General features: G+C 48.0%; 13 protein-coding genes and 2 riboswitches. Of the genes, 10 read left to right on the top strand and 3 right to left on the bottom strand.

From position 1 onward, the window contains the following. The first annotated feature begins 129 nt into the window (after positions 1-129). Together LCM00_RS13900 and LCM00_RS13895 are read left to right on the top strand one after the other, a co-directional pair. Complete coding sequence (locus tag LCM00_RS13900) at positions 130-1,227, top strand: carbohydrate kinase (protein ID WP_224903024.1); 1,098 nt, start codon at positions 130-132, stop codon at positions 1,225-1,227. A gap of 17 nt (positions 1,228-1,244) precedes the next feature. Next, positions 1,245-2,156, top strand: a complete 912-nt coding sequence (locus LCM00_RS13895) for a pseudouridine-5'-phosphate glycosidase (RefSeq protein WP_224903021.1) — start codon at positions 1,245-1,247, stop codon at positions 2,154-2,156. Positions 2,157-2,191: 35 nt separating this feature from the next. Here LCM00_RS13895 and LCM00_RS13890 read toward each other — a convergent pair whose 3' ends face one another. Then, the gene (locus LCM00_RS13890) at positions 2,192-2,539 is read right to left on the bottom strand and encodes a helix-turn-helix domain-containing protein (RefSeq protein WP_224903018.1); all 348 of its coding nucleotides are present in this window, start codon (positions 2,537-2,539) and stop codon (positions 2,192-2,194) included. Between the two features lie 215 nt (positions 2,540-2,754). Between LCM00_RS13890 and LCM00_RS13885 the strand changes: the two genes are divergently transcribed. Both LCM00_RS13885 and LCM00_RS13880 read left to right on the top strand, forming a co-directional pair. Then, positions 2,755-2,952, top strand: coding sequence for a hypothetical protein (locus tag LCM00_RS13885; protein WP_224903015.1), 198 nt, complete (start codon positions 2,755-2,757; stop codon positions 2,950-2,952). Positions 2,953-3,195: 243 nt separating this feature from the next. Beyond that, positions 3,196-3,302, top strand: a riboswitch (cyclic di-GMP riboswitch). 35 nt (positions 3,303-3,337) lie between these two features. Next, positions 3,338-3,472, top strand: a complete 135-nt coding sequence (locus LCM00_RS13880; protein ID WP_224903012.1) for an anti-repressor SinI family protein — start codon at positions 3,338-3,340, stop codon at positions 3,470-3,472. Positions 3,473-3,617: 145 nt separating this feature from the next. Here the strand turns inward: LCM00_RS13880 and LCM00_RS13875 are convergent, their stop codons facing one another. Then, positions 3,618-3,941 carry a helix-turn-helix domain-containing protein gene (locus LCM00_RS13875; RefSeq protein ID WP_009792142.1) on the bottom strand — a complete coding sequence of 108 codons (324 nt, stop codon included), beginning with the start codon at positions 3,939-3,941 and terminating at the stop codon, positions 3,618-3,620. A 232-nt stretch (positions 3,942-4,173) separates the two neighbouring features. Between LCM00_RS13875 and LCM00_RS13870 the strand changes: the two genes are divergently transcribed. From LCM00_RS13870 to LCM00_RS13850, 5 genes are all read left to right on the top strand, one after another. Then, entirely contained in the window at positions 4,174-4,557 is a 384-nt protein-coding gene (locus tag LCM00_RS13870) for a MerR family transcriptional regulator (RefSeq protein WP_224903009.1), read from the top strand. Continuing rightward, on the top strand, positions 4,554-6,071 hold the full coding sequence (locus LCM00_RS13865) for a class I adenylate-forming enzyme family protein (protein ID WP_224903006.1): 1,518 nt from the start codon (positions 4,554-4,556) through the stop codon (positions 6,069-6,071). The genes LCM00_RS13870 and LCM00_RS13865 overlap by 4 nt, the downstream gene beginning before the upstream one ends. A 12-nt stretch (positions 6,072-6,083) precedes the next feature. Further along, positions 6,084-7,757 (top strand): acyl-CoA dehydrogenase family protein, encoded by a 1,674-nt coding sequence (locus LCM00_RS13860; protein ID WP_224903003.1) that lies wholly within the window; start codon positions 6,084-6,086, stop codon positions 7,755-7,757. A gap of 593 nt (positions 7,758-8,350) precedes the next feature. Next, positions 8,351-9,670 carry an FAD-dependent oxidoreductase gene (locus LCM00_RS13855; RefSeq protein ID WP_224903000.1) on the top strand — a complete coding sequence of 440 codons (1,320 nt, stop codon included), beginning with the start codon at positions 8,351-8,353 and terminating at the stop codon, positions 9,668-9,670. After that, on the top strand, positions 9,667-10,656 hold the full coding sequence (locus LCM00_RS13850) for a class I SAM-dependent methyltransferase (protein ID WP_224902997.1): 990 nt from the start codon (positions 9,667-9,669) through the stop codon (positions 10,654-10,656). The genes LCM00_RS13855 and LCM00_RS13850 overlap by 4 nt, the downstream gene beginning before the upstream one ends. A 53-nt stretch (positions 10,657-10,709) precedes the next feature. Here the strand turns inward: LCM00_RS13850 and LCM00_RS13845 are convergent, their stop codons facing one another. After that, on the bottom strand, positions 10,710-14,003 hold the full coding sequence (locus LCM00_RS13845) for an EAL domain-containing protein (RefSeq protein WP_224902993.1): 3,294 nt from the start codon (positions 14,001-14,003) through the stop codon (positions 10,710-10,712). Positions 14,004-14,053: 50 nt separating this feature from the next. Next, positions 14,054-14,136, bottom strand: a riboswitch (cyclic di-GMP riboswitch). A 116-nt stretch (positions 14,137-14,252) separates the two neighbouring features. On the opposite strand from LCM00_RS13845, the gene treR reads away from it, so the two are divergent. Then, a complete protein-coding gene (gene treR / locus LCM00_RS13840; protein WP_224902990.1) occupies positions 14,253-14,978 on the top strand; it encodes a trehalose operon repressor in 726 nt (241 codons plus the stop codon). Positions 14,979-15,052 lie beyond the last annotated feature (74 nt).

Raw genomic sequence — 15,052 nt, 5'->3', positions numbered from 1 at the left:
GTGCAAATCCTTGTGTGGTCTGACTTCATACCTATAAGTCAGACCTATGTTTTTTCCCGAAACCCATTGTTCTTTCGCTAAACAAGTGTTTATAATTTAGACAAAAGTTTATAAAGGCGGTGAAACGCTGTGAATGAAAAAGAGCAATTCATTTTGAATTTAATAAAAGAGGATCCGTTCATTTCCCAAAGTGAGATTGCAGAGAAGACGGGGTTATCACGCTCTGCTGCAGCAGGCTATATTTCCTCGCTTGCCAGGCAGGGTAAAATTCTTGGAAGGGCTTATATGCTGCCGGACAAGAAAGAAGTTCTCTGCATCGGCGGGGCGAATATCGACCGTAAAATTCAGGCGATTGGCAAAATTGAAAGCGGTACCTCGAATCCGTCGGCGAGCTCGCAGTCATGCGGCGGGGTGGCCAGAAATATTGCCGAAAACCTTGGGCGGCTTGGCTGTGACGCAAGTCTTATGACAGCCGTGGGCGATGATACTGAAGGCAGCTGGCTGCTGGGCTATACAAAGGATTTTGTCGACATCACCCCGTCCCAGACCTTGCCGAATACCGCAACAGGAACATATACAGCCATTCTGGATCATGATGGCGAAATGACAGTCGCCTTTGCCGATATGGCCTTATACGATCGGATAGATTCAGAATTTATCGAAAAAAGATGGGGCTATATTGCCTCGGCAGAGATTGTCCTGCTGGATACCAATTTCCCGGCAGAGGTATTGAAAAAGACAATTTCCCGCTGCTACGAAGAATCTGTTCCGCTTTGCATCACGCCGGTCTCGTCCCCAAAGGTGAAGAAGCTGCCCGAAAACTTGATGGGTGTCACATGGCTGATTGCCAATCATGACGAAGCTGAGGCGCTGTCAGGAATGAAGATTGATAGTGACGGAGATTTCTTTAAAGCGGCTGAAAAGATCATGAAAAAAGGCGTGGAGAAGGTCGTCATTACAAGAGGTGACAAAGGGCTGATTTTCTACACGAAGGAAGGCGAGGCAGGGGTGCTGCTTCCGCCGAAGATCAAGGTGCAGGATGTGACAGGGGCAGGCGACTCGCTTGTAGCCGGTATCCTATACGCCCACCTGAAAGGGCTTAATACAGAAAACGCCTGCAAAATCGGCATCGCCTGCAGCATGCTGACACTGCAATCAGAAGAAACCGTCAGTCCGATTTTAAATAATGTCAGACTGCAGGAAACATTTCAGCAAAATTTCAGCTAATAAAGGAGAATCATAATATGTTAGAAAACTATCTTGAATTTTCAGAAGAAGTATTGGAAGCTCGAAAAGCAAATAAACCGGTTGTGGCATTAGAATCAACAATCATCTCACACGGCATGCCATATCCGCAGAATATCGTGACAGCCAAGGAAGTAGAAGACATCATCCGCCAAAATGGTGCGGTGCCTGCAACCATCGCCATCATCAATGGAAAAATCAAGATCGGCATCTCTGAGGACGAGCTGGAATTCCTCGCCCAAAGCAAGGACATTGAAAAAGCCAGCCGCCGCGACCTTCCTTATCTGATCGCCCAGGGCAAAAACGGCGCAACCACTGTTGCAGCAACGATGATCTGCGCAGAGCTTGCCGGAATTGAAGTATTCGTCACAGGCGGCATCGGCGGCGTCCACCGCGAAGCAGAAACAACAATGGACATCTCAGCTGACCTTCAAGAGCTCGCCCAGACCAATGTAGCAGTCGTCTGCGCAGGCGCCAAATCGATCCTGGATATCGGCCTGACACTTGAATACCTGGAAACACACGGCGTACCGGTCGTCGGCTATGAAACAGACAAGCTGCCGGCATTCTACACAAGGACAAGCCCATTTGACGTCAACCACCGCGTTGATGCTCCAGAAGAGGCAGCCAGCCTGATCCGCACAAAATGGGAGCTTGGCCTGAACGGCGGCGTGGTAATTGCCAACCCGATCCCGGAAGAAGATGCCCTGGAAGAAAGCTTCATCACAAACGTCATCGAAACAGCGCTTCAAGAAGCAAAAGACAACCAAATCGCCGGAAAGCTGGTAACACCTTTCCTCCTAAGCAAAGTAAAAGAACTGACAGAAGGAACCAGCCTTACAGCCAACATCGCGCTAGTTAAGCACAATGCGGAAGTTGGAGCGAAAATTGCGGTTGGGCTGCAGAAATAATGGTGGAGAGCCGGTCCCTGGTGGGGGCCGGTTTTTTACTGTCTTTTTTTCTGTTCGCGATTATATTTCAGAAAATCAAGATAATAGCTGAAATCCTCTTTTGAGATGCCCTGTTCGATTGCTTCGTGGACAATCTCGATCCACTCTGGATCTGCTGCAATCTCCGAATTTTGAGTTTTAGTTTGGGCCTCAACCTCAATCAGTTCATCAAGCCGTACCTCTAAAGCTTTTGACAGCTTGGATAGGATCTGGAGTGATGGATTCATCTGGACGTCTCTTTCAATATAACTAAGATAGGACTTAGAAATGCCGGCTTTTTTTGCCAAGGCATTAAGCGAGTAGCCTTTTTTCAATCTCAGATATTTTAATTTTTTTCCGAGCATATAATCTACTCCCTCACATACCTTTTATACATTATAACGAACAATAAAGTAATTTATAAAATACAAAATAGTAAGAAAACGAGAGAAAATACAAGATAAAGAACGAAAAACGTTCTATTTGACGAAAATATGAATAAATATGGAAATTTATTTAAGAGGAGGCATAAACTATACTATTCCTAACTTAGCAGAAGCATTTTGGAAGGAGCTCCCTTATGTACCGAAAAAACTGCCCCAAATGCCACCGCCCATCCTACAGCAGCAGCGAAATAGGCGAATGGCTCTGCCCGGTGTGCGGCAATGATCTGACGCACTTTCCGTTTTTTGATGCGTTTACGTTTGAGCAGCTTCCTGTGAAAGTGGTTCCTTTTAAGAGAAAGATGGAGAGCTATAAGGGGAGGATCGTTAAATAGATAGAGGGAATAAGGCCTATTTGGAAGATGTCGACTAAATGGGTTGAAATCTAACACTTTACCCTTTCATTCACCGGGCCATAAGACTCATTGTCTTTCGGAAAATTTCTAAAACTATCCAATTATCCTTCATTTTGTCGAATAATATCTTAAAATAATTTGAAGAATTTGACAAAAAACAACACGCAAATGTTGGGAAAACTTTTATAGTAGTCTTATTAGGATATGAAAAAAGCAGGAGTGAGCAGAAAAAGGCAAACCTGTTGAAAGATGGGGACGCAAAGTCACAGGTCTACCGCGCCTATTGAGAGTAGAGTCGGATGAGGCGCCAGGACGGCTGGATTGCCTGGAATACGAAATGTATTTTAGGGGGAAGAGAGCGGTTATGAAAAATAATTTGCAGGGATTGGACTTGGAATGGGTGGCACTAATTGCTGAAGCAAAGGAAATAGGCCTGAAAAAAGAAGATATACTTAACTTTCTCGCCGGCCAGCCGGCAATGGAACCTGATTGCGGATAACGGCTGAAAATAACAACAGAATATAGAAAGCTAAGTGTTTCTCTGCAGGAGAAATGCTTTTTTATTTTGCGCAGGAACGGCGGAGGCTGTCAATCAGGGTGCTGCTGACAGGGTGCGGTTCTTTGTATAACAGCCTCGGTTAGCGTTACTTTTTTTGGTTGATCCTCCATTTGTTGAATTCGAGGAATTCACGGAACTGGTCTTTTGAGATGCCGGAATCCATTGCTTCTTTGACGATGTTCATCCATTCAGAATCCAGTTCTTCTTTATTGGGCTGGTCCAGGATCAGTGTATCAACCGGAACATGAAGAACAGCAGAAATTTTTTCCAAAAATTGAATAGAAGGGTTCGTCTGAAGGTTTCTTTCCAGGGAGCTTAAGTATGACTTTGCCACTCCTGCCTGTTCAGCGAGCTCTGATAGTGACATCTTTCTCTCCTGACGCAGTCTTTTTACACGTTCGCCAATCATTGATTCCACACACCTTTTATCCAGAAGTTATATGACCGAAGGGTTATTTATTAAGAACGTTTTGTTCAATCACTATATTTCATTTTAACACAACTGTAATATCTTTTCCTAAGGGTGCAGACGAAAAAATCAAATTTTTCTTAATAGAAACTGGATTTGCCGAAGACTTGAACTTTACGTTAACGTAAATGTTATATTGGTGTCAGAATAGTGAAAGAATTCAGGTGATTGTATGGAATACACCATTTCGGAGCTGGCAAAGGCTTTCGATGTCAGCACCAGAACCATCAGATATTATGAAGAGCTTGGCTTATTATGCCCAAATAGAAATGAAAATGGGAGAAGAGTTTTTGCGAAAAAGGATTATATCCGCTTGAAGCTGATTTTCAGGGGCAAGCGCTTTGGTTTCAAGCTGGATGAAATCAAAGAGATGATCGTGCTGTTTGACCAGGACCGGTCGGGGCGGAAGCAGCTGGAGCGGACAGTCGAGTATGGCAGGGAGAGAGTAAAGGAGGTGAACGCCCGCATCGAGGAGCTGCTTTTTTTAAAAGGGGAAATGGAAAAAATGCTGGACCAATTCGAAAAAAGGCTGAACGAAAAGGGGGATCATATATGAACGTATCTGAACTGCTGGCGAGGAACGGAAGGAAATATCCGGACAGGGAGGCTGTCATTTCCGGGGAGGAGAGGCTTTCTTACAAAGAGCTGAACAGCAGGGTCAATAAGCTGGCGGATGCATTGAGGACAAGGGGCTATGCAAAAGGAGACAGGATTCTGCTTTTCATGCCGAATGTTCCGGAGTTTGTGATTACGTATTTCGCGGCAATGAGGATTGGCGCATTGATTGTGCCGGTGAACAGCCGGCTGACGGCTTCTGAATTGGGCTATATTTTGGATCACAGCGGGGCAAGGGCAATATTTGCTCATGAGATGCTGCTTGAACAGACGGGAGGTTTGAATGAACGGACTGGTCTTGATTGTGTGAAGACAGGCAGCTCAGTAGCTGGATGGGACAGTTTTGAAGAACTGCTGGAGAACGGCAGGGATTTAGATGCGGGAATTCCTTTGATGGAGGATGACGAGGCGGCAATCCTTTACACGTCAGGTACGACCGGAAGTCCGAAGGGGGTTCTATTTACACACCGGAATATTCTTTCTGCAGCGATCATGATGGCGGTGGAGATGGCAATGAAGCCGGAAAGCCTCATGCTCCATCTGATGCCGCTCAGCCATTCGGCGCCGCTTCATCTGTTCCTGATCGCAGGCACCTATGTGGGGGCCGCCCATATCCTTGCGCCGGTTTTTACACCAGAGGTCCTGCTAAAGCTGGTCTCTTCGGAAAAAGCGACCCATTTCTTCGGTGCGCCGGTTGCCTATCTTTTCACAGCAAAGCAGCCTGATATTGAAAAATATGATCTGTCTTCGATGGAATATTGGGTGTACGGCGGGGCTCCGCTTGGGGAAAAGGAAGTCCGGCTTGTGAAGGAGCGGCTGAAAACGGACAGCCTCTATTGTGTGTATGGACTGACAGAGGCCGGACCGAGCGGGACACTGCTGCTGGCTGGCGAGCATGGACAGAAGGCTGGCAGCATCGGGAAGAGGGCGGCGCTCGGAACGGAGATGATGATTGCTGATGAAAAAGGCAATCCAGTCGAACCGGGCGAGGTTGGCGAGATCCTCCTGAAGGGCGAAGGCGTTATGAAGGGGTATTATAAAGATCCTGAAAAAACAGCGGAAACGTTTAAGGACGGCTGGCTCTATTCCGGTGATATGGCCAGATTTGATGAGGACGGCTACATCTGGGTCGTTGACCGGAAGAAGGATATGATCATTTCAGGCGGTGTCAATATTTTTCCGAAAGAGATTGAAGAGCTGCTCGCTTCGCACCCTGCCATTTCCGAGACCGCAGTTGTGGGTGTGCCGCATCCGGAGTGGGGCGAAACAGTGAAGGCCTATGTTGTGCTGAAGCAGCCGGGCAGTCTGGATGAGAGTGAGTTAAAGGCATTTTTGTCAGGAAAAATAGCTGATTATAAGATACCGAAATTATATGAAGAAATAGAGGCACTGCCGCGCAATGCGACTGGCAAGATTTTGAAGCAGTCATTGAGAGAGCAGGAGCAGTCTGTTTAAGGAGGGGCAGGAATGAACTTTTATCAGGAAGACCCGAATCTGGCATTTGTGCTGAAGCAGTATATGGATGAGGAATTTTTTGCATGGGCTGAAAAGGAGCTTGAAACGTTCGGGGGATTATGTGCCGGGGAGATTGACGAGCGTGCGGCACATACCGACAGGGAAGGCCAGCCGTGGCTGATCAAGTATGACAAAATGGGCAATGATATTTCCCATGTGTGGCTGAATGAGGGCTATAAGAAAACGGTGGAGCAGACTTATAATGCCGGCATTGTCGGCTATGTTCATAAGGAAATTCCTGAGCTTGGGCGCAAGGGGAATTATGTGTATTCGTATGCGCAGGGGTATCTGCTGTCACAAACGGAGCCTGGCTTTTACTGTCCGGTCACTTTGACGATGGCGACCGCTTATCTGATCGACCATTATGCGGATGAAGAGCTGAAGGAGAAGTATCTGCCTCATGTGATTAGCACTGGCGAGACCGAGCTTTTTGAAGGAGCGACCTTCCTGACGGAGCGGCAGGGCGGTTCTGATGTGGGCGCCAATGAAGTGAAGGCTGTGCTGGAGGACGGGGAGTACCGGATTTATGGGGAAAAATATTTTGCCTCTAATGCGGGTGCCTGCGGTGTGGCGATGGTTTTGGCCAGGAGAGAGGGGGCAGCTTCGGGATCGAAAGGCTTGAGTTTGTTCCTTGTTCCATGGCGGAAGGAGACCGGTGAGCTGAACGGGCTTGAGATCAGGCGGCTGAAGGATAAGCTTGGCGTCCGCGCTGTGCCGTCAGGGGAAGTGGTGTTCTACGGGGCAGAGGCCCATCTGGTAGGCGATGCGGATAAAGGGATCCACTATATGATGGAAGCGCTGAATTTATCGCGGATCTGCAATAGTGTCGCAAGCATCGGCATCATGCAGCGGGCTTTTTTGGAGGCGAAAAAATATGCCTTTATGCGGAACGCCTTTGGCAGCCGCCTCGCTGATTTTCCGATGGTAAAAGAGACACTTGCCAAGCTGGCTTGTAAACAGGAGGTTGAGACGAGTGCCGTGTTCAGTCTGATTGCCCTGTATGACCGGGTGGCTGCCGGTGAGACTTCCCGCGAAGAGGAAGCGATGAACCGGCTGCTGATTGCCCTGCTGAAGAAAGAAACAGCTGAGCAGGCGATCCATTTTTCCCATGAATCGATTGAGATGCATGGCGGGAACGGATATATTGAAGACTTTGTCACGCCGCGGCTATTGCGGGATGCGCAGGTGCTGACCGTTTGGGAAGGAACGGCTAATATTCTTGGACTTGAGGTTTTGAGATTAATAGAGAAGTTTCGGGTGGATGAGCTGTTTGTCGGGAAGATGGAGGCGGAGCTTGAAGGGCTGGATGGGGCGCTTCAAGGGTTTGCGGCGCCGGTTTATGCAGGTCTTTTGAGGTTGAAGGAACTGCTTGCAGCTGTTGGACGCGGAGACCGCGATATGCAGACGTATCATTGCAAGCGGGCAGCTGTGCTGATGGGGAAAATCTATGAAAGTGTGGTCGCTTTGAAGGATGCAGCCTTGGGCGGCGAGCGGAAAGAGATTGTGGCGCGGGTGTTTTTGAATGATGCGTGGGGGCTGACTGAGGTTTTGGATGAAGAAATGCTGCCGGTGAAGCATTTTGATGTGCTGATGCATGCCGGTGAAGCGGCGGAAGTGGAGGTTTGAGTGGAATGGGGCGCTGAATCTGGGGATTTGGCGCTTTTTTTGTGCTTTTGCGGTGGTTGGCTGGGGTTCGGAGGATGGTTATTTGCGAGTTTGAGCGGATATTTGCGGGATTTTTGATATATTTGCGAGTTTACTGGGTTTATTTGCGAGTTTTCGATTATATTTGCGACTTGGGTCGGCGGGGGTGGCTAGGTTGAGGGGGCGGCTGGCTGGAAGGGAGCTGCTGCCGGGCGGATATTAGCAAGTTTTTCATTTTATTAGCAAGTTTTCCAGTATATTAGCAACTTTCGCCATATATTAGCAACTTTTCAATTATATTAGCAACTTTCAGGTTTTATTAGCAACTCCGCCGCCAGGCCGCTCCACCGCATCCGGTGCCAGGCACCATCCCGCGGAAAATCGCGCCAATGCTGAATCCCCGCTTTCCAGGTACCGGGCACCCCCCTTAAACCACCTGCTATCCCGTGCCAAGCACACCACCACTCACAATCTCCGTACCACTCCATACCCTCCCGCCGCACCTCCCCCAGCACACCCCCTGGTTTCAAAATCCCAATTCCAGGCTATAAGATGAGAAAAAGGTGGTGGACTGGATGGTTCTTAAGACAGAGGTGGCGATATTGGGCGGCGGAATCGGCGGGCTGACGCTGGGGCTTAAGCTGGCGCAGGCGGATGTGCATGTGACGGTGATTGAAAAGCTTGATGGTCCGTCGCCGGTGTATAAGGGAGAGCTGCTGCAGCCGAAGAGTCTGCAGATTTTTGAGCAGCTGGAAATCCTGAGTGAGATTGAGTATAACGGCCATAAGTTTTCGAGGATCAATTTTTCCGAGATTGATGAAGAGGAAGAAGAGCTGGCGATGGATTACCAGGTGCTTCCCGGCGAGTTTGATTATGCGCTGATGATCGAGCATGAGACGCTGAAGGGCATCCTCCTGAAGCACGCGATGAGCTATTCTAATTTCGAATATATAAAAGGCGGGCTTGGCAAAGGGTATTGCGAAGACCGGCTGATTGTGGAGGTCCGGAAGCGGAAGGAGCAGTTTTCGCTGAAGGCGGATTTCTATGTCGGGGCGGAGGGACGCAATTCGCTGACGAGAAAGAAGATTGAGAGCGAGACGAAGAAGATTGATTATAATCATCATTTCCTGACGGTGACGTTCCCGCGGCCGGACAGTCTGACAGAGGGGCAGATCATTACAGCGAAGGATAAGTTCCTCGGATTGTTCCCGCTTCCGGATAATAAGGTCCGTTCGGTGTATCTCATACCGGAGGGTACCTACAAGGAGTTCCAGGAGAAGGGCATCGAGCATTTTCACCAAAAATACATCGAGCTTTATCCTGAGCTTGACGGCTATGTGACGAAGCTGCAGAGCTGGAAGGATATTCAGCTGATGATTCCAACGGCTTTTTATGCTGACAAATATGTGGACGGGAATCATGTCATCCTGGGCGATGCGGCGCATACTGTCCATCCGATGGCCGGAGAAGGCATGAATATGGCGATCCAGGATGCAGACGTGCTCGGCGAGCTGTTCGTGACCATGTATGAGACAGGCAATCTCAGCCCGAAATGGCTGAGCTGCTATGAAAAAGTCCGCAAGCACCGTGCGGAAAAAATGATCAAGTTCAGCCATTTATCAGCACTTGCCTATTCCTATCCCTATCAGCTTGTGACAGGGATCAGGCAGAAGGGGCTGAAGCAGATTGAGAGGGACAAGAAGCTGCAGTTCAAACAGATGCTGAATATTTCAGGACTCGGATTCTGGCAGGAAAGCCTGCTGGACCGCGCCATTCAGATCGGGATGCTGCCTGCCCGCGAGAAGAAGCTCTCGCCAGCAGAGAAGGAAAGTTATTTTTACAAAGAAAAGGATGACTATCCTTGGAAAACGAAATTGGCAGGAGGCGTGCTATGATCTCAGAATATATAAGACTATTAAAAGCAAGGAACTGGATGAAGAAAAACCAGCCTTTCCTGTACAGCTGGCATGCTTATGTGGGGTTTGAATTGGATTTGTTCTCCCAGTTCAAGGATCCGAAGACGGTCCGCGAGGTGGCGGCGGCGCATGATTATCAGGAGGAGCTCCTCACCAGATGGGTGGAGGTGGGACTGGCGGTCAAGCATCTGAAAAAGAAGCGCGATGGAAAAATCAAGACTGCTTCGAAGTTCAGCCTCCCGTCTTCGCCAAAAAATCCACGCTCGACCGGTGTCATCCTGAAGGAAATGATGGAGCTGCATATCCCGACACTGCTGACGTATCCGGACATGATGCGGAAAAATGAGCGGAACACATTTGACAATGACGAGCACGGCCCGACCGTAGCGCGGACCTCCTCCCTTTTGGAGCAGCTGGCATTGCCTAAGATGTCCAAGGTAATCAAAAATAATGAAATAAAATCGATTCTGGATGTAGGATGCGGCGAAGGAGGGTACCTTAAACGGATCAGCCAGAAGCATCCGGAAATTACCATGACCGGCATTGAAATCAATGAAGATGTTGCAGAATCTGCATCAGGCAATTGCGCTGACAATCCGAATATCAGCATCGTCCACGCAGATATGCAGGATTATGAGCCGGAGAAAAAGGCAGACCTGATTATGATAAACAATCTTCTTCATTATATTGAGCCGGAGGAGCGGGAAGGGCTGTTTGAACGGATCAGCGGCTGGCTGTCGGAAAAGGGGACGATCACTGTCATCACTCCGATCCTTCATTCCAAGAAGGGCGAGGAGTTTTCAAGCGTCTTCAACAGCTTTTTCTCGGCATTCGAAAATCTGTATGCCACACCGACTGAAGAGGATATGATGAAAATAGCCGGAAAGCTCGGGATGGAAATTAAGACCTTCAAGCCGATCATCACAGAAGGCGGATGGTATTTCGTTGAGCTGGGACGGGCATAGAAAAAAGACGGGGCAGTGGCTCCGTCTTTTTTACGTGGCAATACGGCACAACATCAGAAATAATCAACAGGGCACTCAACCTCTACCTGCCGTGAATCAGGGAGCCTGGCACTTTTCCCTGCTTCACCCTGTATTTCGTTCAGAAGCTTGGTGAGCTCTTCCCGGCGCTTGTCATCTATGCTGAACTCCAGCCCGTATTGTGTCACCAGGTCCGATTTTTCTTCTTTCCAGACAATATGCCCGTCTAGGCTGAGTGTTTCTCCAAGAATCTTTGTTTGAATCTGGAAGAGGATATCCTGTCTGATCGGCAGCTTGATGCTGGTATACAATCTGGCGCCGCCAGGTCCGATATTTTCGATCAGCACTTCAGTTTTGCCCATCTCCACCTGTTTATCCTTCAGCTTGAGGATGGTCAGGTCAGCACTGAGAGGAAGGGGAAGGTCGATCCGGAAATATTTCCTCTGTTTTTTCAGCTTGTCCAAGCCTTTACCAGCATCCGGCTGAATATATCCTTCTTTTAGAAAGCTTCTGAACACACTGTCAGATACAGGCCGGGAAAAGAGGAAGCCCTGGATTTCATCGCAGCCTTTTTTTTTGAGAAAATCCAGCTGCTCGAACTCCTCGACTCCTTCAGCGACGACCTTCATATTCAGGCCATGGGCCATGTCGATCAGGCTTGAGGTGATGGTGGCGTCCTCCAGATTTGAGATGATATTTTTGGTAAAAGATTTGTCTATTTTCAGCGTATTGAACTTGAAATTTCTAAGGTGCGTGAGAGATGAGAATCCTGTGCCAAAGTCATCCAGCGACAGTTTTATTTTTAATTGGCCAAGCATTTCAAGCTCCCGCAGAACCTGGTCCGAATATTGGATCAGGCTGGATTCAGTCAGCTCCAGCTCCAGCAGCTCGGGCGGGATCCCATGCTTTTGGCAAAGCGCCCTGATCATTTCTGCGAGGTTATTTTTATAAAAGCGCTGCCCTGAGACATTGATGGAAATGGGTACGAGAGAGAGGCCGCTTAAACGCCATTCCTCCATCCTGGATATTACGTTTTCAATCACCCAGTCGCCAATTTCAACGATCAGCCCGGACTCTTCAGCAACAGGGATGAATTCCATCGGGGAAACGATGCCCCAGTCAGGGTGATTCCAGCGCAGAAGGGCTTCAGCGCCTGCCAGCTTATTGGTCTTTGGCTGGATCTTAGGCTGGAATTCCACGTAAAATTGATCCTCTTTCAGTGCATTCCGCATATCCCTTTCCAGGCAATACTTTTTGAATGATTCAATATTCATCGATGAGTTATAGACCTGATGGCTGTTTTTTCCCATCTGCTTGGCATGGTACAGGGCGGCATCTGCATTGCGCGCCAATTCCTCCGGGGTGCTGCCATTGTTGGGATACAGGCTGATCCCGATGCTTGCAGTAATGAATAATTCATAGCCTTCAATATGATAGGGCTTCTGGATGCCGAGGGTAATGTCTGCTGCCAGCCTGCTTCCATCCTCTATGCTTGCAGTGTCCGGGGCGATAATGGCAAATTCGTCCCCGCCCATCCGGAAAGCAAGATGATCCTCCGGTATAGAGGCCTTGATCCGCCCGGCCGCCTCTTTCAGCAGCTGATCGCCGATCGGATGGCCCAGGGTGTCATTGATATGTTTAAAGCGGTCAAGATCCAAATACATAATCGCGAACTTTTTAGGATCTTTGTCCTCAAACAGGCCATTCAGAGTCTGGTCGAACAGGCGCCTGTTCGGCAGGCCTGTCATATAGTCATGATAGGCGAGGAATTCCATCTGTGCCTCAGCCTGCTTTTGGGCTGTGATGTCGGCTACGATGCCGTCCAGGCGTATAAGCTTCCCTTTATCATCAAAGATGGGGATGAGATGGTCACTGATCCATTTAAGGCCTCCGTCTTTCGTGATAATTCTGTATTGCTGCCTGATGATATTTCCTTCTGATACTTTATTCTGATTGTTCATCACTTCCCGGACATCATCCGGATGAATGGATCTATTCCAAATACGGGGGTCTCTATACAGTTCTTTTTTTGTATACCCATAGATGGCAAGGATCGCATCAGAGCAGATCAGGACCTTTTTGCCGGCAGGGTCGAGCGACCAGACACCCACATCTGAATTATTATAGAAGCTCTTGAATTGCTCGGTGTTCTCAGCAAGTCTTTCCTCTATTTCCCGCTGTTCCGTAACGTCCCGTGAAATGCCGACTGCCCGTTCTGGGTTGCCATCTTCATCCAGTATTAAGGTGGACTGGTGGTGCAGCCGGCGAATAACGCCGTCTTTCCGGATAATCCGGTACTCCAGATTTGCGGGGTCTTTTTCTGCCAGGGAAGTGCGGTAACGATTTAGGAATAAAGGCAGATCCTCAGGGTGGATGAACGTTTTATAGTATTCAAAGGAAGAGTTGAAATCTTCTTTTAATACGCCAAACATTTCATACATATGCTCAGACCAGTAGGCGGAGTCTTCCTTGAAATAATAGTCCCAATAGCCAAAGTCAGCCGTCTTCTGGGCGAGATTCAGCCTTTCCTCTGCCTTCTTCAGCTTGCGCTCCTTCTCAGCCAGTTCTGTGATGTCCTTGGCAATCCCGAATATACCGGTAATCTGATTATCTGTAATGATAGGAATATTTGTGATATTCACGTCAAACTTTTCCCCGGATCTGGTGATGCCTGTCATATTATAGTTTTGCGGTTTTCCTTTCAGGGCAATCTTGAACTTGCGCAATACAAGGCTCATAGATTCCGGGGCGACGAATTGCCTGAAAGATATTCCATGCATATCAGGGTCATAATTGAACAAACGGGCCAATGACTCGTTAAAAGTAATCACATCCCCATTTAAATCAAGTGAATAGACAGCATCAGGATGGTTGTCAAAAAGGGATCTGTACATCTGTTCACTCAACGAGAGCTTTTGCTTTAAGTTTTCCTCGGCTGTGATATCCTTGGAAATGCCGATGATCCCGACTGTTTCGTTTTGGTGAATAATCGGGATGGTGACACTGTTTAACAGGATCAGTCCCCCGTCCCTGCGGTTGATCCGGAAGATATGTGTCTGTGTAGAGCCTTTCAATACAGCCTGAAAGCTCTTCGCAGCCTTTGGGAGATCCTCGCTGAAGACAAAGGGAAAGAATCCCCTTTCCTGGATTTCTTCCGCTGAAAAGCCTGTTGCCCTGACAGTTGCTTCGTTCACCTTAAGGATTTGTCCCTCTTTATCCAGTATGTAAGCGAGGTCTGATGTATTCAGGAATAAGCTTTCATAGATAGAGTGATTCTCAGCCAGCGGGACTCCTGGCTCTTTCTGTTTCGAGTCATCTATTTTTTTCAATGATTTCTTCACCTTTCTAATAATCTGGCAAAGTGTCATGCTAAAAAATAGCAAGCAGCCCGGCTGCCATAGCATGAGCCTTAGGCCCGCAGCTTTGCGTCTTTTATTTTCATAAAATTTGCCACTAATATAGTAACATATCCCTAATGTGGAAATCCTGGTAATTATTTTGGTAAAATATAACTGATAACATGATTGGGCATTCACAACCCACTTCTAACACGTTAAAATATCCGTAGGTGATTAAAAATGAAGAATAAATATCTGTTAATATACGAAGATTTGGCATCAAAGATCCAGGATGGATATTATCCTGCAAAAAGCATTCTGCCGTCTGAAAATGAGCTGACGGAAATGTTTGAGACTTCGAGGGAAACGATCCGGAAGGCGCTGAATCTGCTGGCGCAGAACGGGTTCATCCAGAAAATCCGGGGCAAGGGTTCGATTGTGCTGGATCTGAAGAAGCTGCAGTTCCCGATATCAGGCCTGGTCAGCTTTAAGGAGCTGGCAGGAAAGATGGGGCAGAAGGCGGAAACCGATGTGGCGGAGTTTGCGCTAACATACCCGGATAATGATTTGATGAGGCAGCTTCATATTAAGGAAGATGAAAAGATATGGAAGGTGCGCCGTGTGCGTAAGATTGAGGGAGAGCGGATCATCCTTGATAAAGATTTCCTGGTAGAAAAGCTTGTTCCCGGACTGACAGAGGAGATCTGCCGGAATTCAATATTTGAGTATATCGAGAATACGCTCAACCAGAAAATCAGCTTTGCGAAAAAGGAATTCACTGTCGAGGAGCCGACAGAGGAAGACCGGAGGATGCTGGACCTGGAAGGATACCATTCGGTCGTCGTTGTGAAAAATTATATCTATTTCGATGATGCCTCCCTATTCCAATATACCGAGTCCCGCCACCGGCCGGACAAGTTCCGGTTTGTCGATTTTGCGAGGCGGATGGACACGCCTTCAGGCTGACAGGATGTGCAGGGCATGGCTTGAAAAAAGAGAAAGCTGGGTAAAAACTAACAGATTAAAGTCTGTTAGTTTTT

The sequence above is a fragment of the Bacillus infantis genome (assembly GCF_020171945.1).
In the GTDB taxonomy this organism is placed as follows: Bacteria; Bacillota; Bacilli; order Bacillales; family Cytobacillaceae; genus Bacillus_AB; species Bacillus_AB infantis_A.
This window is presented reverse-complemented; position numbering and strand designations above follow the sequence as displayed.